The sequence below is a fragment of the Nocardioides marmoribigeumensis genome (genome assembly GCF_031458325.1).
GTDB classification, from domain to species: Bacteria; Actinomycetota; Actinomycetes; order Propionibacteriales; family Nocardioidaceae; genus Marmoricola_A; species Marmoricola_A marmoribigeumensis.
Window position 1 is genome coordinate 3989800 of record NZ_JAVDYG010000001.1, and the last position, 26542, is coordinate 4016341.

Here is a 26542-nt window from a genome sequence, read left to right on the forward strand (position 1 = left end):
CCCATGGCCACGCTGACCGCCTTCTGGTCCTCCGGGTCGCCGTCCACCGCCGGCACACGCACGCGCCTGGTGGGGCGCAACCGGCTGTGGGTGATCCAGGTCCTCGTGCTCATGCTGTTCCTGACCCTGCTCGGCCGGCTGTGGTACCTCCAGGTCGACAGCGGCGCCGACTACCAGGCCAAGGCCGCCGACCAGTCGATCCGCGAGGTCGTCGTGCAGCCCGCCCGCGGCCTCATCGTCGACGACATGGGCCGGCCCCTGGTCGCCAACCGCACCTCGTGGGTCGTCACCGTCGACCGCACGCTGCTCAACCGGCTCGACGAGACCCAGCAGGACAAGCTGCTGCGACGCATCGGCAAGGCGGTCAAGCAGCGTCCCAAGGTCATCCGCCAGCGGCTCGTGCTGTGCGGCCAGCCGGGGTCGGTCAGCGGCACCTGCTGGAACGGCTCCCCCTACCAGCCCGTCCCGATCGCCAAGGACATCCGGCAGCGCACGGCCCTGGCGATCATGGAGCAGAACGAGGACTACCCCTCGGTCATCGTCGAGCGGCAGAACGTCCGCGCCTACCCCTCGCCGTTCGGCATCAACGCCGCCCACGTGCTGGGCTACCTGAGCCCGATCACCAAGGACGAGCTCGACCGGGCCGAGGCCAAGGGTGACGAGTCGGTGCACGGCGCCTCCGTCGTCGGCCGGGCCGGCCTGGAGAAGGAGTACGACGCCTACCTCCGCGGCTTCCCGGGCTACAAGAACGTCGCGGTGGACTCGATGGGCCGGGTGCTCGGCGACTCCGGCGAGGTCAAGGGCAAGGTCGGCGACACCCTGGTGACCTCGCTCGACGCGCGCGTGCAGTCGGTCGTGGAGCAGCAGCTGCAGCAGATGATCCAGGTCGCCCGCGGCACGATGGACCCGGTGACCGGGCGACGCTACGCCGCCGACTCGGGGGCCGCCGTGGTGATGGAGGCCAAGACCGGCCGCGTGGTCGCGATGGCCAGCCAGCCGACGTACGACCCCGACGTGTGGACCGACGGCATCAGCTCCAAGCAGCTCGAGCGGCTCTACTCCACCGACGCGGGCACGCCGCTGCTGTCCCGGGCGACGCAGGGGCAGTTCGCCCCGGGCTCGACCTGGAAGCCGTTCATGACGATCGGCGCGCTGCAGAACGGCTACAGCCAGTCGACCTCGCTCCCGTGCTCCTCGAGCTTCCAGGTCGGCAACCGCCCCTTCAAGAACTTCGAGTCCGGCTCCTACGGCAACATCGGCTTCCAGAAGGCCCTCGAGGTCTCCTGCAACACCTTCTTCTACCGCGTGGGCTTCAACTTCTGGCAGAAGTACGGCTCCGACGTCGCCGACGTGAACGCCAAGGACCCACTGGTCGAGATCGCCAAGACCTTCGGGTTCGGCAAGCGCACCGGCATCGACGTGCCGGGCGAGACCACGGGTCGCATCGCCGACCGCAGGTGGAAGCGCGCCTACTACGACTCGATGAAGGACTACTACTGCCGCATCGGCAAGAAGCCGGGCTACGACTTCCTGCACCGGTTCGCCCGGGAGTTCTGCGTCGAGGGCTACGCCTACCGCGCCGGTGACGCGGTCAACTTCGCCATCGGCCAGGGCGACACCGCGGTCACCCCGATCCAGCTGGCCCGGGGCTACGCCGCGATCTCCAACGGGGGCACGCTGTTCGAGCCGCGGGTGGCCAAGGCGATCGTCGGCCCCGACGGCAAGGTCGTCCGCGAGATCCCGCCCGAGGTCCAGGCCAAGGTCAAGATCTCCAAGAGCGACCTCGACTTCGTCCGCACCGGTCTCAGCTGGGTCGCCTCCGAGCCCCACGGCACGATGAACTGGCGTTTGCAGGGCTTCCCGCTCGACAAGGTGCACCTGCACTGCAAGACCGGGTCCGCGGAGGTCACCGGCAAGCAGACGACGTCGTGGGTGGCGTGCTTCGACAAGGAGTACGTCACGGTGATGATGATCAGCCAGGCCGGCACCGGCTCCGGCGCCTCGGGCCCCGGCATCCGCAAGATCTGGGAGGCCCTCTACGGCATCGAGGGCGACAAGGTCCGCAAGCGTGACGCCGCCATCCCCGGCACCAAGCCTCCGGCGACGCTGCCGGTCTTCGCCCGCGACGGCTCGATCCTGCCGCCGGCCACCCGGCACCACCGTGCCCACCCACGCGCCCACCGCCGGGCCACGCACGCCGAAGGGGAGTCATGAGCACCCTCGCCCCGACGCGCCTGCGCGCCGCGGCCCGGACGGAGTCGTCCTGGGCGCGCGTTCCGCGCGTGGACTGGCCGCTGCTGCTGGCGACCGCCGCGCTGCTCGTGATCGGCACGCTCCTGGTGTGGTCGGCGACCGCGCAGCGCGACACGCTCACCGAGGGTGACCCGCAGGCCTACCTCCGCCGTCACCTGGTCAACATCGCGATCGGGATCGTGCTGGCCGTGCTCGTGGCCGCCACCGACCACCGCTGGGTGCGCATCCTCGCGCCCGTGCTCTACGCCGGGTCGCTGGTCGGGCTCGCGCTGGTCTTCGTGATGGGCTCGACCATCAACGGCTCGCGGTCGTGGATCGTGCTGGGCGGCATGTCCATCCAGCCCTCCGAGTTCGCCAAGCTCTCGGTCGTGGTGATGATGGCGCTGGTCGTGGCCGAGCGCACCGAGGGCTCGTGGCGCCAGCGCGAGGTCCGCCACCTCGACGTGGTGGGCATGCTCGCCGTGGCCGCCCTGCCCGCGGCGATGATCCTGCTCCAGCCCGACCTCGGCACGGTGCTCGTCCTGACCGCCACCGTGTTCGGCGTCATCGCCGCCTCCGGTGCGCCCCGCCGCTGGCTGGGCGGCCTGGCCGTCGGCGGCATCGCCGTGGCGACGGTCGCGGTGGTCGGGGGAGTGCTCAAGCCCTACCAGATCGACCGGTTCATGGCGTTCACCAACCCCGCGCTCGACCCGCGGGGCGCGGGCTACAACACCGAGCAGGCGCGCATCGCGATCGGCAACGGCGGCATCTTCGGCCAGGGGCTCTTCCATGGCTCCCAGACCCGTGCCGGGTTCGTCCCCGAGCAGCAGACCGACTTCATCTTCACCGTCGCGGGGGAGGAGCTCGGCCTGCTCGGTGCCGGCCTGCTGATCCTGCTGCTCGCCGTGGTGATCCGCCGGGCGCTGTCGATCTCGCTGCACTCCGAGGACCTCTTCGGCCGGCTCGTCGCGGCCGGCATCGCCTGCTGGTTCGGCTTCCAGGCCTTCCAGAACATCGGCATGTGCCTGGGCATCATGCCGGTCACCGGCGTGCCCCTGCCTCTGGTCTCCTACGGCGGCACCTCGATGTTCGCCAGCCTCATGGCGGTCGGTCTGCTGCACAACATCCACGCGCGCAACCAGCGCTCGCTCGGCCTCGGCGTCTCCAGCACCTACCAGTCGCGCTCGCGCTACTGAGCCACACCACGGTGGTCGAGCCTGTCGAGACCACGCGCCCGTTATCCTGGGGAGTCCCCTAGATCTCCGGAGAGTGCTGCATGCCTGCCCTCGCTGACGCCGGCGCGTCGGTCTTCCACCGCCTCGAGCCGCTGCTGCCGACGGTGCAGAAGCCGATCCAGTACGTCGGGGGCGAGCTCAACTCCACCCTCAAGGACTGGGACTCGGTCCAGGTCCGCTGGGCGCTGATGTACCCCGACGCCTACGAGGTGGGCCTGCCCAACCAGGGTGTCCAGATCCTCTACGAGGTGCTCAACGAGCAGGAGTGGGTCCTCGCCGAGCGCACCTACGCCGTGTGGCCCGACATGGAGCGCCTGATGCGGGAGCACGACATCCCGCAGTTCACCGTCGACCAGCACCGCCCGGTCGGGGACTTCGACCTCCTCGGGGTCTCGTTCTCGACCGAGCTCGGCTACACCAACCTGCTGACCGCCCTCGACCTCGCCGGGATCCCGCTGCACGCGGTGGACCGCACCGAGCCCCACCCGCTGGTGGTCGCCGGTGGTCACTCCGCGTTCAACCCCGAGCCGGTCGCCGACTTCGTCGACGCCGCCGTCCTGGGTGACGGCGAGGAGGTCGTGCTCGCGATCTCCGAGGTCGTGCGCGAGTGGAAGTCCGAGGGGCGCCCCGGCGCCGACGGCCGCTCGCCGCGCGACGAGCTGCTGTTCCGCCTCGCGGTCTCGGGCAACGTCTACGTGCCCAAGTTCTACGACACGTCGTACGACGAGAGCGGCGCGATCGTGCGCGTCGCCCCGACCATGCCGGGCGTCCCGGCCCGGGTGCGCAAGCACACGCTGATGGACCTCGACGCCTGGCCCTACCCGCGCAAGCCGCTGGTGCCGCTGGCCGAGACCGTCCACGAGCGCTTCTCGGTGGAGATCTTCCGTGGCTGCACGCGCGGCTGCCGCTTCTGCCAGGCCGGCATGATCACCCGCCCCGTGCGCGAGCGCTCGATCACCACGATCGGTGCGATGGTCGACAACGGCATCAAGGCGTCGGGGTTCGAGGAGGTCGGCCTGCTGTCGCTGTCCAGCGCCGACCACACCGAGATCGGCGAGGTGGCCAAGGACCTCGCCGACCGCTACGACGGCACCAACGTCTCGCTCTCGCTCCCCTCGACGCGCGTGGACGCCTTCAACATCACGCTGGCCAACGAGTTCTCGCGCAACGGCCGTCGCTCCGGGCTGACCTTCGCCCCCGAGGGCGGGTCGGAGCGCATGCGCCGGGTGATCAACAAGCAGGTCTCGGAGGAGGACCTCATCCGCACCGTCGCCGCGGCGTACTCCCACGGGTGGCGCCAGGTGAAGCTCTACTTCATGTGTGGCCTCCCGACGGAGACCGACGAGGACGTGCTGGAGATCGCCGACCTGGCCAAGAAGGTGATCGCCAAGGGCCGCGAGGTCTCCGGACGCAACGACGTGCGCTGCACCGTCTCGATCGGTGGCTTCGTGCCCAAGCCGCACACGCCCTTCCAGTGGGCGGCGCAGCTGGACTGGGAGACCACCGACGCGCGGCTGGCCAAGCTGCGCGAGGAGGTCCGCAAGGACAAGCGGTTCGGTCGCGCGATCGGCTTCCGCTACCACGACGGCCGCCCCGGCATCGTCGAGGGACTGCTGTCCCGCGGCGACCGGCGCATCGGTCGCGTGATCGAGGCCGCCTGGCGCGACGGCGGGCGCTTCGACGGCTGGAGCGAGCACTTCTCCTACGACCGCTGGATGGCCGCGGCCGAGAGCGGGCTGGCCGGCACGGGTGTGGACGTCGACTGGTACACCACCCGCGAGCGCGACCTCGACGAGGTCCTGCCCTGGGACCACCTCGACTCCGGACTCGACAAGGTCTGGCTCTGGGAGGACTGGCAGGAGGCCCTCGACGACCGCGGTGACGTCGAGGACTGCCGGTGGACCCCGTGCTACGACTGCGGCGTCTGCCCCGAGATGGGCACCGAGATCCAGGTCGGCCCCACCGGCCAGCGCCTGCTCCCGCTCAGCGTCGTCTGACCGCGGCGCGCGAGGCCGGCCGGCCCCGCGCGGGCGCCACGTACTCCGCCGTACGCGTTGCGCGTGTCCGATTTGTCCAGCGCGTACGTCGGAGTACGCGGGTGGGGTTGCGGGCGGTCAGAGGCCGGAGACGAGCAGGGCGAGCCCGATGATGAGGACGACCCCGACCACGAGCAGCCCCACCATGAGCGCGGTGCGGCCGGCCGATGCCGGGGGCGGGTCGGCCCAGGCGCGCTGGACGCGGTCCTCGGGCAGTCCGGTCGGGGGTCCGGGGTAGGACGGCGACTCGGCGACGCTGCCGGGGTCCCCCGGGTCGCCGGGCGCGTAGGACTGCGGAGCGGCCGGCGGCGGGGGAGCTGGACGCTCGTCGCTGCCGGGGTAGCGGAACTGCGCGGGCTGGGCCGGAGGCTCAGGAGCCCCGGCGGCGGTCGGGCCTGACGCTGCGGGCGGGGGAGGGGACACACCAGGTGGCGTGGGTGCCGGCGGGACCGGACCCGCCGCAGGGTCGCCCGGCGTGCCGTCCCAGCCGTTGTCCCCACGCTGGAGGACGCCGTCGCCGGAGTACAGGTAGGACCACGCCTGACCGTCCTCGCCGCGCACGTGGACCTCGCCCTCGCGCACGAAGCTGCCGAGGCTGCGGTAGAACTCGCTGGCCTGCTCCGACCACTTGGGGTCGCCGTCGGTGTCGGTGCCGACCAGCAGCCACTCGCCCTCGCGCCGGACCTGCGCCGCGGCGTACGGTGCGAGCTCCTCGAGCGAGTCGACGTGGACCTGGTCGGCGTCGAACCAGCCGCCGCGTGCGCCCATGCGCACCTCGAGGACCGTCAGAGCCTGACGCTCGAGCTCCTGGGGGAGCTTGAGGCGGCCGGAGGTCTCGACGAGGTAGCCCACGCGGTCAGGCTACGTGAGCGCCAGTAGGGTGGCCCCCCGTGCGTGACCAGCCCGAGCAGCAAGCCCCACCGGTGCAGCGCCTGCGCCTGCACTACGCCAAGCGCGGCCGCCTCCGTTTCACCAGCCACCGCGACTTCTCCCGCGCCTTCGAGCGCGCGCTGGTGCGGGCGGGGGTGCCGATGGCCTACTCCTCCGGCTTCCACCCGCACCCGCGCATCTCGTACGCCGGCGCGTCGCCCACCGGGGCCGCCTCGGAGGCGGAGTACCTCGAGATCGGCCTGGCGCGCGAGATGGACCCCGAGGAGCTGCGGCGCCTCATCGACGAGTCCCTGCCTCCCGGGCTCGACGTGCTGGAGGTCGTGGTCGCCCACGGCGGGTCGCTCCCGGACCGGATGGAGGCGAGCCACTGGCGGGTCCGGCTGCCCGACGTGCCGGTCGCGGAGGCGGCCGACGCGGTCCGCGCGTTCCTCGCCGCGGAGGAGGTGACCGTCGAGCGGATGACCAAGCGGGGCCTGCGGACCTTCGACTGCCGCGCCGCGGTCGTGCGCCTCGCGGTCGCCGACGACGCCTCCGCGGAAGCGGGGTGTGCCATACTCGACACGGTCTTGCGACACGCCACACCGTCTGTGAGACCCGACGACGTCCTCGCTGGACTACGCGAGATCTCTGGGCTGCGCACCGGCAGTGGAGCGCTGCTGGAACGACTGGCCCAGGGACCGCTCGACGCGGAAGCCGGCACAGTGGGGGACCCGTTGGCACCAGACCGCGACGCGGTGTGACCCGGAGGTGACAGCTCCGGCCCATCCCCGCTGACCGCGGTCAGTGTCCTCGGTCCTTCGCGACCCCCGTTCCGGGATCCCGGGGCGTCGCCGCAACCGTAGGCTTACTGACTGCGCACGTCTGCGACGGGCGCCAAGGGAGTTCCATGCTCGACGAGCAGACCCCGGACGAGTCCGGGAACGACACCACCAGCGCCCAGCAGGGCACCGACCTCGGCTCCGGCTCGGAGGCGCCCGGCGCCCCCGAGGCCACCGAGGCCTCGACTCCGGTGGTCAAGAAGACCACCCGCAAGCGTGCTCCGGCCAAGAAGGCCGCGCCGGCGGCGCAGGCGCCCGGGGACACCCCCGACCCGGCGGCCGACGCCCCGGACGCCGAGGCGGCACCGGTCAAGAAGGCCGCACCGCGCAAGCGCGCGGCCAAGAAGACGGCGCCCGCAGCGGAGGCGCCCCCGGCGGCTGACACGCCCGCCGCCGAGCCCGGTGGCACCCCGGACACGCCGGGCGACACGCCCGAGGCTCCGGTGGTCAAGAAGACCACCCGCAAGCGCAGCACCAAGAAGGCCGCCGCCGAGCCGGCACCGGCCCAGACCGACGCGGGCGCCGACGACGACGGGTCCGCGGTGCCAGCCGCTGCGACGTCGCTGCTGTTCCAGGCCCCGCCCGCCGCCCCGGCGCCCCGCAAGCGCACCACCAAGAAGGCGGCCGCCCAGGCTCCCGACGGCGCGGACACCGGCGAGACCGCTGGGACCGCCGACGCGAGCGCCGCCGGTGACGGCGACGCGACGGCCCCTCCCGCCAAGAAGACCGCGGCGAGGAAGACGGCCGCCAAGAAGACGGCCGCACGCAGGACGGCCGGTGGCGCGACGCCCGGTGGCGCCTCCTCCGGCGAGCCGGACGACTCCGCCGAGGACGGCACGGTCGAGAAGGCAGTCGACAAGGCGGCCGACAAGGCGGCCGACAAGGCGGCCGACCGCGCGGCCGACCGGGCCGCCGAGGACCAGACGGCCGACGACCAGGAGCCGGGTGACGACGCCGAGGGCGAGGGCGACGACTCCCAGGGCGGCACCCGGCGCAGGCGCCGTCGTGGAGGCCGACGCCGCCGTGGTGGCGGTGGCGGCGGGGGCCAGGGCGGCTCCGACAACGGCGGGGACTCCTCCGAGGGTTCCGGCGACGACCAGGGCTCGGACGACGACAGCAGCGCCGACGCGGACAGCGGCGACAGCGAGTCCGGCAGCGAGGGGCAGGGCGGCACCAGCCGTCGCCGCCGTCGCCGCCGCCGCGCGGGCGAGGGCGACGACGAGCCCACCGACGACCCGGAGAACACCGTCGTCCGGGTCCGCACCGCCCGGCAGGCCGAGGACGAGATCACCTCGTTCACCGGCTCCACCCGCCTGGAGGCCAAGAAGCAGCGCCGCCGCGAGGGTCGCGAGGCCGGCCGGCGCCGCGCCCCGGTCATCAGCGAGGCCGAGTTCCTCGCCCGGCGCGAGGCTGTCGACCGCAAGATGGTCGTCCGCCAGCGCGGTGACCTCACCCAGATCGCGGTCCTCGAGGACAAGGTCCTGGTCGAGCACTACGTCGCCCGGGAGTCCCAGACCTCGCTCATCGGCAACGTCTACCTCGGTCGTGTGCAGAACGTCCTGCCCTCGATGGAGGCAGCCTTCATCGACATCGGCAAGGGGCGCAACGCGGTCCTCTACGCCGGTGAGGTCAACTGGGACGCGCTCGGCGCCAAGGACGGCGGCCAGCGCAAGATCGAGCAGGTGCTCAAGCCCGGCCAGTCCGTCCTGGTGCAGGTCACCAAGGACCCGGTGGGCCACAAGGGCGCGCGCCTGACCAGCCAGATCAGCATCCCCGGCCGCTTCCTGGTCTACGTCCCCGAGGGCAGCACCTCCGGGATCTCCCGCAAGCTCCCCGAGACCGAGCGCAACCGTCTCAAGTCGCTGCTCAAGGAGATCGTCCCGTCCTCGGCGGGCGTCATCGTGCGCACCGCGGCCGAGGGCGCGGCCGAGGACGAGCTGCGCCGCGACGTGCAGCGGCTCACCGCCCGCTGGGAGGACATCTCCTCCAAGGTCGAGGGTGGCAACGCACCGCAGTGCCTCTACTCCGAGCCCGACCTGACCCTCAAGGTGGTGCGTGACCTCTTCACCGAGGACATCGCCGAGCTCGTCGTCGCCGGCGCCGACGCGTGGGACATGGTCGAGACCTACGTCAAGCAGGTCGCACCCGACCTCGAGGAGCGCCTGACGAGGTACGACGACGCGGAGCACGGCGGGGCGGACGTCTTCGCCGCCTACCGGATCGACGAGCAGATCAACAAGGCGCTGGACCGCAAGGTGTGGCTGCCTTCCGGCGGCTCGCTGATCATCGACCGCACCGAGGCGATGACCGTCGTCGACGTCAACACCGGCAAGTTCACCGGCTCCGGGGGCAACCTCGAGGAGACGGTCACCAAGAACAACCTCGAGGCCGCGGAGGAGATCGTCCGCCAGCTCCGGCTGCGCGACATCGGCGGCATCATCGTCGTGGACTTCATCGACATGGTGCTCGAGAGCAACCGTGACCTCGTGCTGCGCCGCCTGATCGAGTGCCTGGGCCGTGACCGCACGCGTCACCAGGTCGCCGAGGTCACCTCGCTGGGCCTGGTGCAGATGACCCGCAAGCGCATCGGCACCGGCCTGCTCGAGGCCTTCAGCGAGAGCTGCGAGCACTGCCAGGGCCGCGGCCTCGTGGTCCACGCCGAGCCCGTCGAGGCCAAGAAGGGCGGCGGGGGCGGCAAGTCCGACGGCGAGGAGTCCTCGCGTCGCGGACGCCGTCGGCGCGGCAAGGGCAGCGACGACATCGGCGACAACGGCGACACCGGCGGCAACGGCGGCAGCGGGAACGGCCACGCCGGCGCGCAGCCCGCCCACGGCGCGGAGGAGTCGCCGAAGCGCCCGACGCCGGCGGAGTTCGCCGCGATGGCGGCCAAGTCCGCCGAGAAGGCCAAGGACGAGGTCGCCGAGGTGGCGGCCGGCACCGCCGAGCCCCACAAGGTCACCGACGCGGTCGGCAAGGTCGTCAGCGACGCGGTCACCGAGGCCGGCAACGTGCTGCACGGCTCCGGTGACGGCGACGCCCCCGGCTCGGAGGCCTACGAGGCTGCCGGGACCGAGCCGACGCCCACCACCGAGCCGGCGCCCGAGCCCAGGACTGCTGCGGAGCCGACCCCCGAGGTGACCCCCGAGCCGGAGCCGACGCCGGGGGCCACCTCTCCGGTCGAGACCCCGGGCGAGGGCGGTGCCACCCCGGAGCCGACCCCGGAGCCCGTGTCGACCGAGCCGCGGATCATCACCTCGACGCGCCGACGGGGGGCCCGCCGCGCGGCGGGACCGCCCAAGGCCGTCGAGGACGAGTGAGCCCGGCGGGCCCGACCAGGACGGGCGGCGGGTCACCACCGTGGCGTTTTGACCCGCCCCCCACCCACCCGTAGAATCGACCAGCGGTGCGCTCGCGCGCGCCCTTCGTCGTGCCGTCGGAACCAGACGGCGCCCTCCGAGATCCCACCAGGTCGCGGAGCCGTGCCCGGCCCGACGCCCCAGATCCGCATCAACGAGGAGAGTGAGTCGCGGTGTACGCGATCGTGCGCAGTGGCGGGACCCAGCAGAAGGTCGCCGTGGGTGACGTCATCGAGATCGACAGGGTGCAGTCGGCCGCCGGCGACAGCGTGAGCCTCCCGGTCCTGCTCCTGGTCGACGGCGCCGAGGTCACCTCCGACGCCGACCGGCTCGCCAAGGCCTCGGTCACCGCCGAGGTGCTCGGCGCGACCAAGGGCCCCAAGATCACGATCCTGAAGTACAAGAACAAGACCGGCTACCGCAAGCGTCAGGGTCACCGCCAGAAGTACACCCAGGTCAAGGTCACCGACATCTCCGCCAGCTGAGCGGAACCCACGAGAACGAGGACTGAGCGATGGCACACAAGAAGGGCGCGGCGTCCACCAAGAACGGTCGCGACTCCAATGCACAGCGCCTGGGCGTCAAGCGCTACGGCGGCCAGGTCGTCAACGCCGGCGAGATCATCGTCCGCCAGCGTGGCACCCACTTCCACCCCGGCGCCGGCGTCGGCCGTGGCGGGGACGACACCCTGTTCGCGCTGGTCGCGGGCAGCGTCGAGTTCGGCACCAAGCGCGGTCGCCGCGTGGTGAACATCGTCCCGGCCGGCGAGTGAGCCAGCGGGACACCCGACACGCCTGAATGCATCCGACGGGCGCCCTGCTGATGATCAGCAGGGCGTTCGTCCTTTTCTCCTGACCGTCCCGCCCCACCCCTGACCCGAACCCGGAGGACCACCACCATGGCCGTGCCGACCTTCGTCGACCGCGTCGTGCTGCGCGTCTCCGCCGGACGCGGGGGCAACGGTGTCGCGAGCGTGCACCGCGAGAAGTTCAAGCCGCTCGGCGGCCCGGACGGGGGCAACGGCGGGCCGGGCGGCTCGATCGTGCTGCGCGTCGACCCCGACGTGACCACGCTCGTGGACTACCACCACAGCCCGTCCCGTCGCGCCGAACACGGCGGGCACGGCGCCGGCGGCCACCGCAACGGCGCCCACGGGTCCGACCTCGTGCTGCCCGTCCCGGACGGCACCGTCGTGATGACCGAGGACGGCCACGTGCTGGCCGACCTGGTCGGTGCCGGCAGCGAGGCCGTCGTGGCGCAGGGCGGCCGCGGGGGACTGGGCAACGCCGCTCTGGCCTCGGCCCGCCGCAAGGCGCCGGGCTTCGCCCTCCTCGGTGAGCCGGGCGAGGAGCGCAGCATCGCGCTCGAGCTCAAGGTCGTCGCCGACGTCGGGCTGGTCGGCTTCCCCAGCGCCGGCAAGTCGAGCCTGATCGCCGCGCTCAGCCGCGCGCGGCCCAAGATCGCCGACTACCCCTTCACCACCCTCGTGCCCAACCTCGGGGTCGTCACCGCCGGCGACGTGACGTTCACGGTCGCCGACGTGCCCGGCCTGATCGAGGGCGCCGCCGAGGGGCGCGGCCTCGGCCACGACTTCCTGCGCCACATCGAGCGCTGCGCCGCGATCGTGCACGTCATCGACACCGCGACGATGGAGACCCAGCGCGACCCGCTGGGCGACCTCGACGTGATCGAGCGCGAGCTCGCGGCGTACGGCGGGCTGGAGGACCGGCCCCGCCTGGTCGCCCTCAACAAGATCGACGTGCCCGACGGCCGCGACCTGGTCGACCTCGTGCGGGGCGACCTCGAGGCCCGCGGGCTCCAGGTGTTCCCGGTCTCAGCCGCCAGCCACGAGGGGCTGCGCGCCCTGTCCTTCGCGATGGCCAGGATCGTCGCGCAGGCCCGCGCCGACAAGCCGGTGGTCGAGAGCACGCGCATCGTGCTGCGTCCCACCGCGGCCGACGGGGGCGGGTCGTTCGAGGTCAGCCCGCTCGACGACGGCACCGGCCACCCCGCCTGGCGGGTGCGCGGCGACAAGCCGGAGCGCTGGGTGCGTCAGACCGACTTCTCCAACGACGAGGCCGTCGGCTTCCTCGCCGACCGGCTCAACCGGCTCGGGGTCGAGGACCGGCTGCTCGAGCTCGGTGCCGAGGAGGGCGACACCGTCGTCATCGGTCCCGACGAGAACAGCGTCGTCTTCGACTTCAAGCCCATGGTCGACGCCGGGGCCAGCACCCTGGGCAGCCGGCGCGGCGAGGACAACCGCTTCGCCGAGGAGCGCGACTCCGTGGCCAGGCGCCGGGCCATCGACGAGGCCTACGCCGGCCGCGGCGAGGGCGAGGCGCGCGCCGACGTCGCCCGCAGGCTCCGCGGTCAGGGCCCGGCCTCGGAGGACGGCGACGACGGGGTCGAGGTGGTCTGGGACCAGGGCGAGGTCTGGTCGGAGGACGAGGACTGATGAGGTCGGAGGTCCTCGGCGCCGAGCGGGTCGTGGTCAAGGTCGGCTCGTCGTCGCTGGCCTCCGCCGACGGGGGCATCGACCAGGCCCGCGTGGCCGCGATCGTGGACGACCTGGCCGCCGCACGCGCGAGGGGCGCCGAGGTGGTGCTCGTCTCGTCCGGTGCGATCGCGGCCGGGCTCACCCCGCTCGGGCTCAAGCGCCGCCCACGCGACCTCGCCACCCAGCAGGCCGCGGCCTCCGTCGGGCAGGGCCTGCTGATGCACCGCTACACCGAGGAGTTCGCGCGCCACCGGCTCACCGTCGGCCAGGTGCTGCTCACCGTCGACGACGTCACCCGCCGCAGCCACCACCAGAACGCCTACCGCACGTTCGGCCGGCTGCGCGAGCTGGGCGTCGTACCCGTCGTCAACGAGAACGACACCGTCGCCACCACCGAGATCCGCTTCGGTGACAACGACCGCCTCGCCGCCCTCGTGGCCCACCTCGTCCACGCCGACCTCCTGGTCCTGCTCAGCGACGTCGACGGGCTGTACGACGGCCACCCGCGCGAGGCGGGCACCTCCCTGGTCACCGACGTGCGCGGGGAGGCCGACCTGGAGGCGGTCCGCATCGGCAGGGCCGGCGCCGCCGGGGTGGGCACGGGCGGCATGCAGACCAAGGTCGAGGCCGCCCGGATCGCGACCGGTGCGGGCATCCCGGTCGTGCTGACCTCGGCCGACCAGGCGGGGGAGGCGCTGCGGGGGGAGCAGGTCGGCACGCTGTTCCACCCCACCGGCCGACGGCGCCCCACGCGGCTGCTGTGGCTGGCCCACGCCACCGAGGGGCGCGGCCAGGTCGTCCTCGACGACGGGGCCGTCCGCGCCGTGACCGAGCGGCGCGCGTCCCTGCTCCCCGCGGGCATCACCGCGGTCACCGGCACCTTCACCGCCGGCGACCCCGTCGACCTCACCGACCAGGCCGGACGACTCATCGCCCGCGGACTGGTCAACTACGACGCCGAGGAGCTCCCCGCCCTGGTGGGGCGCTCCACCCGCGAGCTCGCGCGGGAGCTCGGCGCCTCCTACGAGCGGGAGGTCGTGCACCGCGACGACCTCGTGGTCCTCACCGGGCCCGGCTCGGCCGGGCCAGGTCCCGCCTGACGGGACTGTGGACGACGAATTCCGTCGTACGCGGACGATTTGCGCGGTCTTCCGTCGGTTTCGCTGACGCGTGGCCTGCTGAGAAGGCAGGCTTTGACGCGAGGGCAGCCTGACCGAGGCAAGGGGACGATGAGCAAGCGCGCACGGCTCTGGCACGTCACCGTGACAGTGGCCGGTGAGGCGATGGAGCCGCTCATGGTGCGGGCTGCGCTGGCGCGGCTCAGCCAGGAGCGGCCGTTCATCAGCGCCCTGCGGTTCAACTCCGAGCGGGCCGAGATCACCTACTGGGACGAGGCCGAGCTCATCGTCGACGCGGGCTCGCTCGCCCTGCGCCTGTGGAACGAGCACCGCGACTCCGCCCGCCTGCCCGACTGGGAGGTGATCGGGCTGGAGATCGTCGAGCGCACGCTGCACCTGGACCGGTCGGCGTACGAGAACATGGCCGACCTGAGCGTCGTACCCCAGCCGTTCTGAGGGGGTCGGTTTCACTAGGTACCTAGTGACAGTGACACTTCCCGAGCGAAGTTTCGCTCGGGAAGCGAGAACATCACTAGGTACCTAGTGAAACCGCACCCAGCGCTGCTCGCCGGGCCGCCTAGGCTTGGGACATGAGTGACCTCGAGACCCTGGTGCTGGACTGCGCCCGACGCGCTCGTACGGCGGCGCACGAGCTGGCGGTGGCGACGCGGGCGAGCAAGGACACGGCGCTCCACGCGATGGCCGACGCGCTGGTCGCTCACCAGGACGCGATCCTGGCCGCCAACGCCGAGGACGTGCAGCGGGCCCGCGACAACGGCACGCCCGAGTCGCTGGTCGACCGGCTGCGGCTCGACGAGGGACGGGTCGCGGGCATGGCGCAGGGACTGCGCGACGTCGCGGGCCTGGCCGACCCGGTCGGCGAGGTGCTGCGCGGCTCGACCCTGGCCAACGGGCTCGAGCTGCGCCAGGTGCGGGCGCCGTTCGGGGTCGTCGGCATCATCTACGAGGCGCGGCCCAACGTCACCGCCGACGCCGCCGGCATCTGCCTCAAGAGCGGAAACGCTGCGCTGCTGCGGGGCTCGACCAGCGCCCTGGCCTCCAATCGGGCGATCGTCGAGGCCCTGCGCGGGGCCGTCCAGGCCTCGGGCCTGCCCGCCGACGCGGTGCAGCTGGTGCCGGGGGAGGGCCACGACGCGGCCAAGGTCCTCATGCGGGCCCGGGGGCTCGTCGACGTGCTCGTCCCGCGCGGTGGTGGGGGGCTGATCCGGTCGGTGGTCGAGGAATCGACCGTCCCCGTGATCGAGACCGGCGTCGGCAACTGCCACGTGTACGTCGACGCCGAGGCCGACCTCGACATGGCGCTGGCCATCGTGCTCAACGCCAAGACCCACCGGCCGTCGGTGTGCAACGCCGCGGAGTCGCTGCTCGTGCACGCCGACGTGGCCGAGGAGTTCGTGCCCCGCGTGGTCGCGGCGCTGCAGGACGCCGGGGTCACCGTGCACGGCGACGAGCGGTTCGCCGCGCAGGAGGGCGTCGAGCCGGCCACCGAGGCCGACTTCGACACGGAGTACCTCTCCCTCGACATCTCCGCCGCCGTCGTCCCCTCGCTCGAGGACGCGGTCGCCCACATCCGCCGGCACTCCTCGGGACACACCGAGGCGATCGTGACCCGCTCGCAGGCGGCGGCCCGCCGCTTCGTCGCCGCGGTCGACTCGGCCGCGGTGATGGTCAACGCCAGCACGCGGTTCACCGACGGCGGCGAGTTCGGGTTCGGGGCGGAGATCGGGATCTCGACCCAGAAGCTGCACGCCCGAGGCCCGATGGGGCTGCCCGAGATGACCTCCTCGAAGTACGTCGTCACCGGCGACGGGCACGTGCGCTGACGGGCCGCTCGGCGCGATAGGCTCCGCTCATGCCGCTGCAGACCCCTGTCCTCGCCCTGGCCCGCCTCGCGGAGGAGGGCCACTCCGGAGGCGTCAACCCCTGGATCATCGGGGCGACGGCCCTCGGCATCCTGCTGTTCCTGCTGTTCGTCGTCGTCGCCATCGGCGGCGGCCGCGACCACACCTGAGCACCCGACCCCCTGGACCTCCGTGACTGACGCCGCGCCTTCCCCCGTCGCCGACGGGAGGCGCCGTCGGCGCCTCGGGGTCATGGGCGGCACGTTCGACCCGATCCACCACGGGCACCTCGTGGCCGCCAGTGAGGTCCAGTCCTGGTTCGACCTCGACGAGGTGGTGTTCGTCCCCACGGGCGAGCCCTACCAGAAGGCCGAGCGCGAGGTCTCGACCGCCGAGCACCGCTACCTGATGACGGTCATCGCGACCGCCTCCAACCCGCGGTTCACCGTCTCGCGCGTCGACGTCGACCGCGACGGGCCGACGTACACCGTCGACACGCTGACCGACCTGCACGCGCAGCACCCCGACGCCGACCTCTACTTCATCACCGGCGCCGACGCGCTCTCCAACATCCTGACCTGGCGTGACTCCGAGGAGCTGTTCGCGCTCGCCGAGTTCGTCGGCTGCACGCGGCCCGGCTATGCCATGGACGCCTCCACTCTCGACGGCATGCCGCACGACCGCGTGACGATCGTGGAGATCCCGGCGCTGGCGATCTCCTCCACCGACTGCCGCGAGCGCACCGGACGGGGCGAGCCGGTGTGGTACCTCGTGCCCGACGGCGTCGTCCAGTACATCTCCAAGCACGGTCTCTACGCCCGCGCCCACCTCGACACCACCACCCGGGAGGAGAGCGCGTGAGCGCGACCGACCACGCCCTGACCCTTGCCAGGACCGCCGCCGAGGCGGCCTCCGACAAGCTGGCCGAGGACATCATCGCCTTCGACGTGAGCGAGCAGCTCGTCATCACCGACGTCTTCGTGCTCTGCTCGGCCAAGAACGACCGCCAGGTCAAGTCGATCGTCGACGAGGTCGAGGACCGCCTGCGCGAGCTCGGCGCCAAGCCGATCCGGCGTGAGGGCGAGCGCGACGGGCGCTGGGTCCTCATCGACTACGGCGACGTCGTGGTCCACGTGCAGCACGAGGAGGAGCGGCAGTTCTACGCCCTCGAGCGGCTGTGGCGCGACTGCCCGTTGGTCGAGCTGCCCGCGTCGGTCACCGCGGCCACGGACGCGTGAGCGGGCCCTCCCGGCTGGTCCTGCTGCGTCACGGGCGCACCGAGTGGAACCACGTGCGCCGCGCCCAGGGCCACGCCCCGGTGCCGCTCGACGAGGTGGGCCACCAGCAGGCCAAGCGGGCTGCGGTGCTCCTCGCCGACCTCGCGCCGGTGCGCCTGTGGTCCAGCGACCTCGAGCGCGCCGCCCAGACCGCCGGACACGTCGCCGAGGCGGTCGGCCTGGAGGTCGAGTGGGACGAGCGCCTGCGGGAGTTCGCGGTCGGAGAGCGACAGGGGCTGACCTTCGACGAGGCCCTCGAGCGTTGGCCCCACCTCGCCGGCGCCGAGGGCTTCCACGAGACGCTGCGCGGCATCCCCGGCGCGGAGTCCGAGCACGACGTCGTACGCCGGGTGGTTCCGGCGCTGCAGGAGGCGCTCGACTCGCTGGACCCGGGGGAGACCGGCGTCGTGGTCACCCACGGCGCCGCCCTCAAGGTCGGGCTCTGCGGGCTGCTGGGCTGGCCGGTCGAGCAGGCGACCGACCTCGGCGTGCTGGACAACTGCGCCTGGGCCTCCGTCGTACGGCGGGACGGCGCTCGTGGGGTCAGGCTGGAGTCCTACGGCAGGGGCGATTTCGCATCGCCGGAGGGCATTGGCTAGGATTCCCGGGTTGCCTCGTGAGGGGCATGCGGGGCTGTAGCGCAGTTGGTAGCGCACCTCCATGGCATGGAGGGGGTCAGGGGTTCGAATCCCCTCAGCTCCACCGATCGACACGCAGAGCCCGGTTCCCACCTTCGTGGGGCCGGGCTCGTTGCGTTGTTCCGGACCAGTGGAACCCGTCCGACACTTGAAGGAACAACCATTGGTGTGAGATGGTTACTTGAAGCGTCAACCAAATCGGTGGACGACCACGGTCCAGGAGCACCTCATGACCAACCTCAGCATCATCGGCAGCGGCAACATGGGCACCGCCATCGCAGGCGTCGCCCGCAAGGGCGGGCACGACGTCCAGGTGCTCGGCCGCGCCGACCAGGACCAGGCCCTCACCGGCGACGTCGTCGTGCTGGCCGTGCCCTACCCCTCGGTCGCCGACATCGTCGCCCAGCGCCGCGAGGAGCTGGCCGGCAAGGTCGTGGTCGACCTGACCAACCCGCTGGACTTCGAGACCTTCGACTCGCTCGTCGTCCCCGCCGACTCCTCGGCCGCTGCCGAGATCGCCGCCGCGCTGCCCGACTCGCGGGTCGTGAAGGCGTTCAACACCAACTTCGCCGCCACGCTGGCCTCCGGCGAGGTGGGCGGCCGTCCCACCACCGTGATCGTGGCCGGGGACGACACGGACGCCAAGGCCGTGGTCCGCGACGTCGTCACCTCCGGCGGCCTGGTCGCCCTCGACGCCGGCGACCTGCGTCGCGCCCGCGAGCTCGAGGCGATCGGCTTCCTCCAGATCAAGCTCGCGGCGTCCGAGCAGGTCCCGTGGACCGGCGGCTTCGCCGTCCAGTCCTGACCCACCCCGCTGACAGGAGCACCCGCCATGCCCGTCTCACCCGTCCGGCTCAACCACGCCGTGCTGTTCGTGGCCGACCTCGCCCGTTCCGAGCGCTTCTACACCGAGGTGTTCGGGATGGAGGTCGTCGCTCGCGAGCCGCGGGCGAACGCCGCGTTCCTGCGCCTCCCGCGCTCGGGCAACCACCACGACCTCGGGCTGTTCGGGGTCGGGGAGCAGGGGCCGCGGCGCCGTGGGGCGATCGGGCTCTACCACCTGGCGTGGCAGCTCGACACGATCGACGAGCTCGTCGAGGCCCGGGCGACGCTGGTGGCCGCCGGTGCCTTCACCGGGGAGTCCAGCCACGGCGCGACCAAGAGCGTCTACGGGGCCGACCCCGACGGCAACGAGTTCGAGATCATGTGGATGCTCCCGCGCGAGTCGTGGGGCGAGTTCGAGAACGCCGCCCCCGTCGAGCGGCTGGACCTGGCCGCCGACGTCGAGCGGTGGACCGGTGTGCGCAGCGCCGGCCGCATCGTCCAGGAGGAGGTCCGATGAGCTTCGGCACCCCGACGGTCGCCTGGTCGGCCCCGGACGACCCGAGCCGGCCCCTGGTCGTCCTGCTCCACGGGCGGGGAGCCGACGAGGCCGGGATCATCGGGCTGGCCGACCACCTGCCGCAGGGGTCGTCGTACGCCGCGGTGCGGGCGCCGATCGCGGAGGGCGGTGGCTACGCCTGGTTCGCCAACCGCGGGATCGGGCGCCCGGTCGCGGAGTCGCTGGCCGAGACGACCGCCTGGTTCCGCACCTGGCTCGACGAGTTGGCCCCGCCGGGCCGCCAGGTCGCGCTGGTCGGGTTCAGCGGAGGCGCGGCCTTCGCCGGCGCCCTGCTGCTCCAGGACCCGTCCCGCCTGGCCGGTGCGGCCATCCTGCTCGGCACGCTGCCCTTCGACGCGGGCCTCGACGTGACGCCCGGGCTGCTCGCCGGCACACAGGTGCTCGTCGCGCAGGGGGAGCGGGACACCGTGATCCCACGTGAGCTGCTGGACCGCACCTGGGACTACCTCACCGACGGGTCCGGCGCGCAGGCGCGCGCTCATCGCGACCCGGGCGGACACCAGATCACCGGGGCCACCGTGGCGGTCCTCGGCTCGTGGCTGGATGGCCTCTGGGGGACTGCGGACGTGGCCCGGGCCTGACCCACCACGCCGGACGGGGTGACAGGCACGGCGCAGGCGGTGAGGACTGGTTGCTGAGGCTGGTGAGCGTGCCCGAGACGTTGCGGCGCTGCGTCCGCGACGACTTCCGAGCGCTCCCCGTGCCTCACCCCACGACGAGCGGCACGCTCGTGGGCCGGCGTACGTAGGCGCCGTCGGCCCAGGTGACGGCGTCCAGGTCGACGTCGAAGGACGGGAACCTGGTCAGCAGCTCCTCGAGCGCGACCCGCGCGGTCATCCGCGCGGCCGCCGCACCCAGGCAGTGGTGCGGGCCGTGGGAGAAGGTGAGGACCTGCCGGGGCTGCCGGGCCACGTCGAGCGAGTCGGCGTCGGGACCGAAGGCCTCGGGGTCGCGGTTGGCCGCGGCGTAGCACATCAGCACCTTGCGCCCCGCCGGGACGCGGACGCCCCGCACCTCGACGTCGCGGGTGGTGAGCCGGGCCAGGCCCTGCACCGGGCTGGTCAGCCGGAGCAGCTCCTCGACCGCGGCGGCGGGGTCCTGCCGGGCGAGCGCGCGCTGGTCGGGGACCGCGGCCAGGAGCTGCACCCCCGACCCGAGCAGCCCCGTCGTCGTGTCGTTGCCGCCGGTCACCATCGTGAAGGTGAAGGCGAGCACGCGCAGGAGCCCGTCGGCGTCGTCGGCCTGTCCGGCCGCGACCAGGTGGGACACGGTGTCGTCGCCGGGGTGCTCGCGCCGGTGCCCCACGAGCCAGGTGAAGTAGGTCATCAGCTCGGCCACCGCGTCCGCCGCTCCGGCAGCGGCCAGGGAGCCCGTCGCGCTCGCGGCGACGATCGCGTCGGTCCAGGCGTCGAAGCGGGCCCGGTCGGGCTCGGGCACGCCCAGGTAGTGGGCGACGACCATGCTCGGCAGGGGCTTGAACAGCCGCGCCACCACGTCACCGCCCCCGTCGGCGCGCATCGCCTCCAGCCGCTCCGCGACGAAGGCCCGCACCGGCGGCTCGACCGCCTCGACCTGGCGCGGCGTGAACCCGCGGGAGACCAGCCGGCGGAAGGTGGTGTGCGCCGGGGGGTCGGTCATCACCATCGGCGGGTTGTCCTGCAGCCCGATCCGCTCGAGCTCGTCGTACGCCACGGTGAGGCCGGCCGCCGACGACCACGTCGCCGGGTCCCGCACCGCCGCGAGGACGTCGGCGTGCCGGGTGAGCACCCAGAAGTCACCGTCGGCGACGTGGTGGACCGGGTCGTGCTCGCGCAGCGCGGCGTAGAGCGGGAACGGGTCGGCCCATGTCCCGGCGTCGAACAGGCGGTACGACGGACGCACGGGCACGGTCGGCATGGCGCCACCCTGCTGGTCCGGACCCCCGCTGTCCAGGGCGTTTGCCCCGATCGGCCAAGGGAGACAATGACCCTCGCCGCCATCGCGACGGTGGAGGAGCAGGGAGGCCCCCGCGTGGTCACGCGCACCGACATCGAGCAGTCCGACGCCCTCGACCACGCCGTGCGGCTCGGTCTCGTCGCCTACGGCGTCGTGCACCTGCTCGTCGGCTACACCGCCGCGCGGCTCGCGCTCGGCGCGCACGCCAAGGCCGACCAGCAGGGGGCGCTGAGCACGCTCGCCCGGTCCCCGGGCGGCACGATCGGGCTCTGGGTGGTCGCCGTGGGGTTCTTCGCGCTGGTGGCCTGGCAGGGCTTCGAGGCGCTGCTCGGGCACGCTTCCGACGACGGAGCCGCCCTGCTGGTCAAGCGCGTCGGGTCGGGCGGCAAGGCCGTGGTCTACCTGGTCCTCGGCGTCAGCGCGGTGCAGAAGGCCTCGGGCACCTCGTCGAGCTCCTCGGGCACCGACAGCACCACCGCCAAGGTGATGGCCGCCCCGGGCGGCCAGCTCCTGGTCGGTGCGGTCGGCCTGGGCATCATCGCCATCGGCGGCTACCTGGTCTGGCGAGGGCTCACCGAGAAGTTCACCAAGGACCTTGACGGCGAGGCGCAGGTCAAGGACCGCAGGACGCCCATCGTGTGGCTGGGCAAAGTCGGCTACGCCGCCAAGGGCGTCGCGCTCGGGGTGGTCGGGATCCTGTTCACCAGTGCCGCGGTGCAGTTCGAGCCGAAGAAGTCCGGGGGGCTCGACCAGGCCCTCAAGACCCTGCTCCAGCAGCCGTTCGGTCCCGCGCTGCTCCTCGCGGTGGCGCTCGGCCTGGGCTGCTTCGGCCTCTACTGCTTCGCCTGGGCCCGCCACCTCGACCGCTGAGACGGCAGCCGGCTCACCGACCCAGCTCGTACTCGAGGTACGCCGGGCGCGCGACGGCGGTGCCCGCTGCCGCCAGCGGCACGGCGAGGGCGGCCAGGCAGAGCAGGGGGACGGTCCAGCCGTCCGTCGCGTCGTGCAGGATGCTCATCCCGAACGGCCCGAGGGCCGCGAGGACGTAGCCCGTCGACTGGGAGAAGCCCGAGAGCGCCGCCGTGCCCTCCGAGGTGCGGGTGCGCAGCCCGAGCAGCGTGAGGATCAGCGGGAACGTGCCCTGGCTGACGCCGATGAGCACGGCCCAGGCCCAGGGCGCGGCCGTCGGGGCCAGCGCCAGGCCGAGCAGGCCCAGGGGCAGCAGGGACAGCAGCGAGAGCATCAGCCACACCTGGCTGGGGCGGCGCGCCGCCAGGGTGGGGATGAGCAGCGAGACCGGGATCCCGATGCCGGTCAGCAGTCCGAGGAGCAGGCCCGCGTCGGTGGCCGAGTAGCCCGCGTCGCGGTAGACCTGCGCGACCCAGCCGAACACGGCGTACGCCTGGAGCGACTGGAGGCCGAACGCGACCGCGGTCATCCGCCCGAGCCGGGTGCCGGCGACCTGGCGCATCGTGATCGCGTGCGGCCGGGTCTCGGCGCGCGTGTCGTGACCGACGAGCCCGAGCCAGGGGAGCGCGGCGAGCGCGGCGGCGACCGCCCAGATCCCCAGGCCCCAGCGCCACGAGCCGAGGGCGTGCGCGGCGGGCACCGAGAGGACACTGGCAGCAGTGAGTCCGACCGCGAGGACGGTCGTGTAGAGCGCGGTCACCGGCCCCACTCGGGTCGGGAAGTGCAGCTTGACCAGCGAGGGCAGCAGCACGTTGGCGGTGGCCATCCCCGCCAGTCCCAGCACGGAGGCGACCAGGAACAGCGACGGCGAGGAGGTCGCGGCCCGCCAGCCGAGCCCCGCCACGGTGGTGACCAGGCCCAGCATGGACAGCCGGTGCACGCCGAGGCGCGAGGCGAGCCACGGAGCGAGCCCGCCGAACGCCGCGAACGACAGAACGGGCAGCGCGGTCAGCAGGCCCGCGGACGCCGACGACAGGCCCAGCCCGCGCTCGACCTCCTCGACCAGGGGGCCGACGCTGGATGCGGCGGGACGCAGGTTGAACGCGAGGGCGAGCAGGGCCAGCAGCACGAGCACCGCGCGTGCGCCGTGGTCACCAGGGGCGCGCCGGGCGAGGGCGCGGGAGTCGGGGAGGGGTGCGTGGGCCACTGCCCCATCATGGTCACGGGCCTACACTGGTGGATACCGGGGGCGGTATCCCCGGCCCCCACACCCAGGAGCACGACCATGCAGCTGCCCTCCGACGACATGACCCCGGTGGTCCACCGGCTCAAGCGGGCACAGGGCCAGCTCGCCGGGGTGCTGCGCATGCTGGAGGAGGGCCGCGACTGCGAGGACGTGGTCACCCAGCTCGCCGCCGTCAGCCGTGCGCTCGACCGGGCCGGCTTCGCGATCGTGGCCAGCGGCATGCGCCAGTGCATGGTCGAGGAGGACAACACCCTCGACGTGGCCAAGATGGAGAAGCTCTTCCTCGCCCTGGCCTGAGACGCCCGCGGGGCCTGTCCCGCAGGTTGTCCCCAGGCGGTCCGGCCGCACGCGGGACTTGTCCGTCCCGTGCGTGAGCCTTCCGGGAATCGCTCCGACTCCTGGAAGGACCCGTCATGACCCTCATCGACCTGCCCACGCCCACGACCACGCCCACGCGTCGCCCGGACCGCCCGGACCGCCCGGCCCGGTCTGGCCAGCCCTGGACCGAGGAGTGCCACGTCGAGCTCGTCGAGCTCGTCGGGGCCGGGCTCACGCTGCCTGAGGTCGCCGACACGGCCGGGCGTCAGCCCTCGACCGTGCTGCCCCGTCTGCGTCGCATGCTGCCCGTCGACGAGCGGGGGTGCCCCGAGCACCTCGTGCTGCCGCGGCTGCGGGAGCTGCTCGAGTCGGGCGACCACGACTGGCGGCGCGCCATGCTCAAGGACACCCCCAAGGCCCCGGTCGTGCGCCCGCCGGCCGTCCACCGCGACGGCGTCCCCGGGCTCGAGGACGACGACCTCCTCGAGGTCGCCGATGCGCTGGTCCGCACCCAGGCCCGCGACGAGGACCTGCTCGGGCGTGTGCGTCAGCAGGTCGTCGACCGGCGCCTGGGGGACCGGCTCGTCGACCGCCGGGTCCGCGAGCTGGTCCGGGCCACGCCGACCTACCACCACGAGGAGGAGTTCCGGATGGCGGCCGAGCAGTGGGTCAGCAACGGCCTCGGGGGCCCGGTCGGCCCGGTCGGCCCGGTCGGCCCGTCGTGGCCCACCGCGCCGTACGGCCGCCGGGACCGCTGGGACCGCTGGGACGAGGACGAGCCGTGGCTGCGGTGAGGCTCAGGTGATCGTCACGCCGCCGTCGACCGCGATGGTCTGGCCGGTGACGTAGCCCCCCGCGGGCCCGGCGAGCCACACCAGGGTCGCCGCGAGCTCGCGCGGGTCACCGACGCGGCCCATCGGCACGCGCTGGAGCATCTGCTCGAGGTAGCCCGGCTGGTAGGAGTCGGTCATCTCGCTCTCGAACCAGCCCGGGGCGAGCGCGTTGACCCGGATGCCCTTGCGCCCGGTCCACTGCTGGGCGAGGTCGCGGGTCAGCCCGATGACGGCCGCCTTGGACGCGGAGTAGGCCGCCTGGGGGAGTCCCGCTGTGGTGAGCCCGAGGACGGAGGAGATGTTGACGATCGACGACCCGGGCTGCATCACGCGCGCCGCCGCCTGGGCCATCCAGTAGGTCCCGTGCAGGTTGATCTCGACCACGCTCGAGAACTGCTCCGGGGTCTCCTTGGTGGCCGGGACGGCGGTGCCGATGCCGGCGTTGTTGACCAGCACGTCGACGCGGCCCAGCTGCTCCATGGCGGCCGCGACCATCGCCGTGCAGTCCTCCGGCCGCGTGACGTCGGTCTGCACGGCGACCGCACGCCGGCCGAGGGCCTCGACCTTGGCCTTGGTCTCCTCGAGCCGGTCGACCCGGCGGGCGCCGAGCACGACGTCGGCGCCGGCCTCGGCGAGCGTCTCGGCGAAGAACACCCCGAGGCCCGAGGACGCCCCGGTGACCAGGGCCACGCGGCCGTCGAGACGGAAGAGGTCGGCCAACGGGGTCGGCTGGGAGGTGGTCATCAGGACTCCTGGGCGGTCGGGTCGAGGTGGGCGCGGCGGGCCTCCCACGCGGAGGTCACCATCTCGTCGATCGTGTGGCGCATCCGCCAGTCGATGTCGCGGGCGGCGAGGTCGCCGCTGGCCACGATGCGGTCGGGGTCGCCCGGTCGGCGCGCGTGGATCTCGGGGGTGAAGTCGACGCCGGTGCCGCGGGCCATCGCCTCCATGATCTGTCGGACCGAGAGGCCCTCCCCGCTGCCGAGGTTGTAGACCGGCTCGAGCGGGGTGCCCGCGGAGAGCGCCCGCGCCGCGGAGACGTGCGAGACCGCGAGGTCGGCCACGTGGATGTAGTCGCGCACGCAGGTGCCGTCGGGGGTGTCGTAGTCGTCGCCGTTGATGCGAGGGGTGCGGCCCTCGAGCAGGGCCTCGATCACCAGCGGGAACAGGTTGTGCGGGCTGGAGTCGTAGACCTCGGTCGAGCCCGAGCCCACCACGTTGAAGTAGCGCAGGCTGGTGTGCCGCAGCCCGGTCGCGGTGGCCTGGTCACGCAGGAGCCACTCGCCGATCAGCTTGCTCTCGCCGTACGGCGACTCCGGTCGCGTCGGCGAGGCCTCGGTCACCAGGTCGGTGGTCGGGGTGCCGAACGTCGCCGCGCTGGAGGAGAACACCATCTTGTCGACGCCGGCGTCCTGCATGGCCTGGAGGACGGACACCGTGCCGGTGACGTTCTGCTCGTAGGTGTGCAGGGGGCGCTGGACGGAGACTCCGGCGTACTTGAAGCCCGCGAGGTGGACCACGCCGACGACCTGGTGCGCGTCGAGCGTGCGCCGGAAGAGACCCGTGTCGAGGATCGTCCCCTCGACGAAGGGCACGGCGGCCGGCACGAACTCACGGTGCCCGCTGGACAGGTCGTCGAGCGCGACCACCCCGATGCCCTCGTCCTGGAACGCCCGCACCACGTGCGCTCCGATGTAGCCCGCTCCACCGGTCACCAACCAGGTCACTCCGGCCTCCTCCTCGGTCGTCCAGGACCCTTGAGTCAACCAGAGAGGGGCGCGGGGGAGCAGGCGCCACCCTGGTAACCTGGCGCCATGTGGACCGGCCTGCTCCTTGGTCAGCCGCTCTGAGACCCGGGGTTCCGGACCAGAGCGGCCACCCTCCCGCGAGGAGGGTTTTTTTGTGCCCGGGGGCAGGTCAGCCGACGACGAGAGACCAC

The 26542-nt window shown here is 72.8% G+C and carries 26 protein-coding genes and 1 tRNA gene; 22 read left to right on the top strand and 5 right to left on the bottom strand.

Annotated features, from left to right (window positions below; all coding sequences use genetic code 11):
- Nucleotides 1-3: 3 nt before the first annotated feature.
- The 3 genes from mrdA to J2S63_RS19050 all read left to right on the top strand — a co-directional run bounded on the left by mrdA (nt 4) and on the right by J2S63_RS19050 (nt 5464).
- A complete protein-coding gene (mrdA, locus tag J2S63_RS19040; RefSeq protein WP_310305650.1) occupies nt 4-2214 on the top strand; it encodes a penicillin-binding protein 2 in 2211 nt (736 codons plus the stop codon).
- Entirely contained in the window at nt 2211-3428 is a 1218-nt protein-coding gene (gene rodA / locus J2S63_RS19045) for a rod shape-determining protein RodA (RefSeq protein WP_310305652.1), read from the top strand. Before mrdA ends, rodA begins: the two co-directional genes overlap by 4 nt.
- 80 nt (nt 3429-3508) lie before the next feature.
- On the top strand, nt 3509-5464 hold the full coding sequence (locus tag J2S63_RS19050; protein ID WP_310305654.1) for a TIGR03960 family B12-binding radical SAM protein: 1956 nt from the start codon (nt 3509-3511) through the stop codon (nt 5462-5464).
- Between the two features lie 117 nt (nt 5465-5581).
- Here J2S63_RS19050 and J2S63_RS19055 read toward each other — a convergent pair whose 3' ends face one another.
- Nucleotides 5582-6355: a hypothetical protein gene (locus J2S63_RS19055; RefSeq protein ID WP_310305658.1), complete on the bottom strand. Its 774-nt coding sequence runs from the start codon at nt 6353-6355 to the stop codon at nt 5582-5584.
- A 38-nt stretch (nt 6356-6393) separates the two neighbouring features.
- Here J2S63_RS19055 and J2S63_RS19060 point away from each other — a divergent pair, with 38 nt between their 5' ends.
- The 16 genes from J2S63_RS19060 (at nt 6394) to J2S63_RS19135 (ending at nt 19943) form a co-directional block, all read left to right on the top strand.
- Nucleotides 6394-7134: a TIGR03936 family radical SAM-associated protein gene (locus J2S63_RS19060; protein ID WP_310305660.1), complete on the top strand. Its 741-nt coding sequence runs from the start codon at nt 6394-6396 to the stop codon at nt 7132-7134.
- Nucleotides 7135-7280: 146 nt separating this feature from the next.
- Entirely contained in the window at nt 7281-10529 is a 3249-nt protein-coding gene (locus J2S63_RS19065) for an Rne/Rng family ribonuclease (RefSeq protein WP_310305662.1), read from the top strand.
- Between the two features lie 212 nt (nt 10530-10741).
- Nucleotides 10742-11053: a 50S ribosomal protein L21 gene (gene rplU / locus J2S63_RS19070; protein ID WP_310305664.1), complete on the top strand. Its 312-nt coding sequence runs from the start codon at nt 10742-10744 to the stop codon at nt 11051-11053.
- Between the two features lie 29 nt (nt 11054-11082).
- On the top strand, nt 11083-11340 hold the full coding sequence (rpmA, locus tag J2S63_RS19075) for a 50S ribosomal protein L27 (protein WP_310305666.1): 258 nt from the start codon (nt 11083-11085) through the stop codon (nt 11338-11340).
- A 126-nt stretch (nt 11341-11466) separates the two neighbouring features.
- Nucleotides 11467-13023 (top strand): GTPase ObgE, encoded by a 1557-nt coding sequence (obgE, locus tag J2S63_RS19080; RefSeq protein WP_310305670.1) that lies wholly within the window; start codon nt 11467-11469, stop codon nt 13021-13023.
- Nucleotides 13023-14165 carry a glutamate 5-kinase gene (proB, locus tag J2S63_RS19085; RefSeq protein WP_310305673.1) on the top strand — a complete coding sequence of 381 codons (1143 nt, stop codon included), beginning with the start codon at nt 13023-13025 and terminating at the stop codon, nt 14163-14165. The genes obgE and proB overlap by 1 nt, the downstream gene beginning before the upstream one ends.
- Before the next feature lie 129 nt (nt 14166-14294).
- A complete protein-coding gene (locus J2S63_RS19090; RefSeq protein WP_310305675.1) occupies nt 14295-14639 on the top strand; it encodes a DUF8830 family protein in 345 nt (114 codons plus the stop codon).
- Between the two features lie 134 nt (nt 14640-14773).
- Nucleotides 14774-16027, top strand: a complete 1254-nt coding sequence (locus J2S63_RS19095) for a glutamate-5-semialdehyde dehydrogenase (protein ID WP_310305676.1) — start codon at nt 14774-14776, stop codon at nt 16025-16027.
- Nucleotides 16028-16056: 29 nt separating this feature from the next.
- Nucleotides 16057-16215, top strand: coding sequence for a hypothetical protein (locus J2S63_RS19100; RefSeq protein WP_310305678.1), 159 nt, complete (start codon nt 16057-16059; stop codon nt 16213-16215).
- 22 nt (nt 16216-16237) lie between these two features.
- Entirely contained in the window at nt 16238-16906 is a 669-nt protein-coding gene (nadD, locus tag J2S63_RS19105) for a nicotinate-nucleotide adenylyltransferase (RefSeq protein WP_310305681.1), read from the top strand.
- Nucleotides 16903-17283: a ribosome silencing factor gene (gene rsfS / locus J2S63_RS19110; protein ID WP_310305684.1), complete on the top strand. Its 381-nt coding sequence runs from the start codon at nt 16903-16905 to the stop codon at nt 17281-17283. Before nadD ends, rsfS begins: the two co-directional genes overlap by 4 nt.
- On the top strand, nt 17280-17921 hold the full coding sequence (locus tag J2S63_RS19115; protein ID WP_310305687.1) for a histidine phosphatase family protein: 642 nt from the start codon (nt 17280-17282) through the stop codon (nt 17919-17921). The genes rsfS and J2S63_RS19115 overlap by 4 nt, the downstream gene beginning before the upstream one ends.
- A gap of 30 nt (nt 17922-17951) precedes the next feature.
- Nucleotides 17952-18024, top strand: a tRNA-Ala gene (locus tag J2S63_RS19120).
- A gap of 165 nt (nt 18025-18189) precedes the next feature.
- A complete protein-coding gene (locus J2S63_RS19125) occupies nt 18190-18765 on the top strand; it encodes an NADPH-dependent F420 reductase (protein ID WP_310305689.1) in 576 nt (191 codons plus the stop codon).
- Between the two features lie 27 nt (nt 18766-18792).
- Nucleotides 18793-19302, top strand: coding sequence for a VOC family protein (locus J2S63_RS19130; RefSeq protein WP_310305691.1), 510 nt, complete (start codon nt 18793-18795; stop codon nt 19300-19302).
- Nucleotides 19299-19943 (top strand): alpha/beta hydrolase, encoded by a 645-nt coding sequence (locus J2S63_RS19135; RefSeq protein ID WP_310305693.1) that lies wholly within the window; start codon nt 19299-19301, stop codon nt 19941-19943. Before J2S63_RS19130 ends, J2S63_RS19135 begins: the two co-directional genes overlap by 4 nt.
- A gap of 124 nt (nt 19944-20067) precedes the next feature.
- Here the strand turns inward: J2S63_RS19135 and J2S63_RS19140 are convergent, their stop codons facing one another.
- Nucleotides 20068-21258 carry a cytochrome P450 gene (locus J2S63_RS19140; RefSeq protein WP_310305695.1) on the bottom strand — a complete coding sequence of 397 codons (1191 nt, stop codon included), beginning with the start codon at nt 21256-21258 and terminating at the stop codon, nt 20068-20070.
- A gap of 66 nt (nt 21259-21324) precedes the next feature.
- Between J2S63_RS19140 and J2S63_RS19145 the strand changes: the two genes are divergently transcribed.
- Nucleotides 21325-22167 (top strand): DUF1206 domain-containing protein, encoded by an 843-nt coding sequence (locus J2S63_RS19145; RefSeq protein WP_310305697.1) that lies wholly within the window; start codon nt 21325-21327, stop codon nt 22165-22167.
- Nucleotides 22168-22180: 13 nt separating this feature from the next.
- Here the strand turns inward: J2S63_RS19145 and J2S63_RS19150 are convergent, their stop codons facing one another.
- The gene (locus tag J2S63_RS19150; RefSeq protein ID WP_310305698.1) at nt 22181-23413 is read right to left on the bottom strand and encodes an MFS transporter; all 1233 of its coding nucleotides are present in this window, start codon (nt 23411-23413) and stop codon (nt 22181-22183) included.
- A 78-nt stretch (nt 23414-23491) separates the two neighbouring features.
- Between J2S63_RS19150 and J2S63_RS19155 the strand changes: the two genes are divergently transcribed.
- Nucleotides 23492-23749, top strand: a complete 258-nt coding sequence (locus J2S63_RS19155; RefSeq protein ID WP_310305700.1) for a metal-sensitive transcriptional regulator — start codon at nt 23492-23494, stop codon at nt 23747-23749.
- Between the two features lie 116 nt (nt 23750-23865).
- The gene (locus J2S63_RS19160) at nt 23866-24564 is read left to right on the top strand and encodes a hypothetical protein (RefSeq protein WP_310305702.1); all 699 of its coding nucleotides are present in this window, start codon (nt 23866-23868) and stop codon (nt 24562-24564) included.
- Between the two features lie 3 nt (nt 24565-24567).
- Here the strand turns inward: J2S63_RS19160 and J2S63_RS19165 are convergent, their stop codons facing one another.
- Complete coding sequence (locus J2S63_RS19165) at nt 24568-25347, bottom strand: SDR family NAD(P)-dependent oxidoreductase (protein ID WP_310305703.1); 780 nt, start codon at nt 25345-25347, stop codon at nt 24568-24570.
- Nucleotides 25347-26330: a UDP-glucose 4-epimerase GalE gene (gene galE / locus J2S63_RS19170; protein ID WP_310305706.1), complete on the bottom strand. Its 984-nt coding sequence runs from the start codon at nt 26328-26330 to the stop codon at nt 25347-25349. Before galE ends, J2S63_RS19165 begins: the two co-directional genes overlap by 1 nt.
- Nucleotides 26331-26542 lie beyond the last annotated feature (212 nt).

What these genes read in the sequence shown, in the direction of transcription:
- J2S63_RS19125 (WP_310305689.1), top strand. Translation starts at nt 18,190, where the DNA reads ATGACCAACCTCAGCATCATCGGCAGCGGCAACATGGGCACCGCCATC.
- obgE (WP_310305670.1), top strand. Translation starts at nt 11,467, where the DNA reads ATGGCCGTGCCGACCTTCGTCGACCGCGTCGTGCTGCGCGTCTCCGCC.
- J2S63_RS19135 (WP_310305693.1), top strand. Translation starts at nt 19,299, where the DNA reads ATGAGCTTCGGCACCCCGACGGTCGCCTGGTCGGCCCCGGACGACCCG.
- J2S63_RS19050 (WP_310305654.1), top strand. Translation starts at nt 3,509, where the DNA reads ATGCCTGCCCTCGCTGACGCCGGCGCGTCGGTCTTCCACCGCCTCGAG.
- mrdA (WP_310305650.1), top strand. Translation starts at nt 4, where the DNA reads ATGGCCACGCTGACCGCCTTCTGGTCCTCCGGGTCGCCGTCCACCGCC.
- rpmA (WP_310305666.1), top strand. Translation starts at nt 11,083, where the DNA reads ATGGCACACAAGAAGGGCGCGGCGTCCACCAAGAACGGTCGCGACTCC.
- J2S63_RS19140 (WP_310305695.1), bottom strand. Translation starts at nt 21,258, where the DNA reads ATGCCGACCGTGCCCGTGCGTCCGTCGTACCGCCTGTTCGACGCCGGG.
- J2S63_RS19130 (WP_310305691.1), top strand. Translation starts at nt 18,793, where the DNA reads ATGCCCGTCTCACCCGTCCGGCTCAACCACGCCGTGCTGTTCGTGGCC.
- J2S63_RS19145 (WP_310305697.1), top strand. Translation starts at nt 21,325, where the DNA reads ATGACCCTCGCCGCCATCGCGACGGTGGAGGAGCAGGGAGGCCCCCGC.
- J2S63_RS19095 (WP_310305676.1), top strand. Translation starts at nt 14,774, where the DNA reads ATGAGTGACCTCGAGACCCTGGTGCTGGACTGCGCCCGACGCGCTCGT.
- J2S63_RS19155 (WP_310305700.1), top strand. Translation starts at nt 23,492, where the DNA reads ATGCAGCTGCCCTCCGACGACATGACCCCGGTGGTCCACCGGCTCAAG.
- rodA (WP_310305652.1), top strand. Translation starts at nt 2,211, where the DNA reads ATGAGCACCCTCGCCCCGACGCGCCTGCGCGCCGCGGCCCGGACGGAG.
- proB (WP_310305673.1), top strand. Translation starts at nt 13,023, where the DNA reads ATGAGGTCGGAGGTCCTCGGCGCCGAGCGGGTCGTGGTCAAGGTCGGC.
- J2S63_RS19100 (WP_310305678.1), top strand. Translation starts at nt 16,057, where the DNA reads ATGCCGCTGCAGACCCCTGTCCTCGCCCTGGCCCGCCTCGCGGAGGAG.
- J2S63_RS19165 (WP_310305703.1), bottom strand. Translation starts at nt 25,347, where the DNA reads ATGACCACCTCCCAGCCGACCCCGTTGGCCGACCTCTTCCGTCTCGAC.
- J2S63_RS19160 (WP_310305702.1), top strand. Translation starts at nt 23,866, where the DNA reads ATGACCCTCATCGACCTGCCCACGCCCACGACCACGCCCACGCGTCGC.
- J2S63_RS19090 (WP_310305675.1), top strand. Translation starts at nt 14,295, where the DNA reads ATGAGCAAGCGCGCACGGCTCTGGCACGTCACCGTGACAGTGGCCGGT.
- J2S63_RS19065 (WP_310305662.1), top strand. Translation starts at nt 7,281, where the DNA reads ATGCTCGACGAGCAGACCCCGGACGAGTCCGGGAACGACACCACCAGC.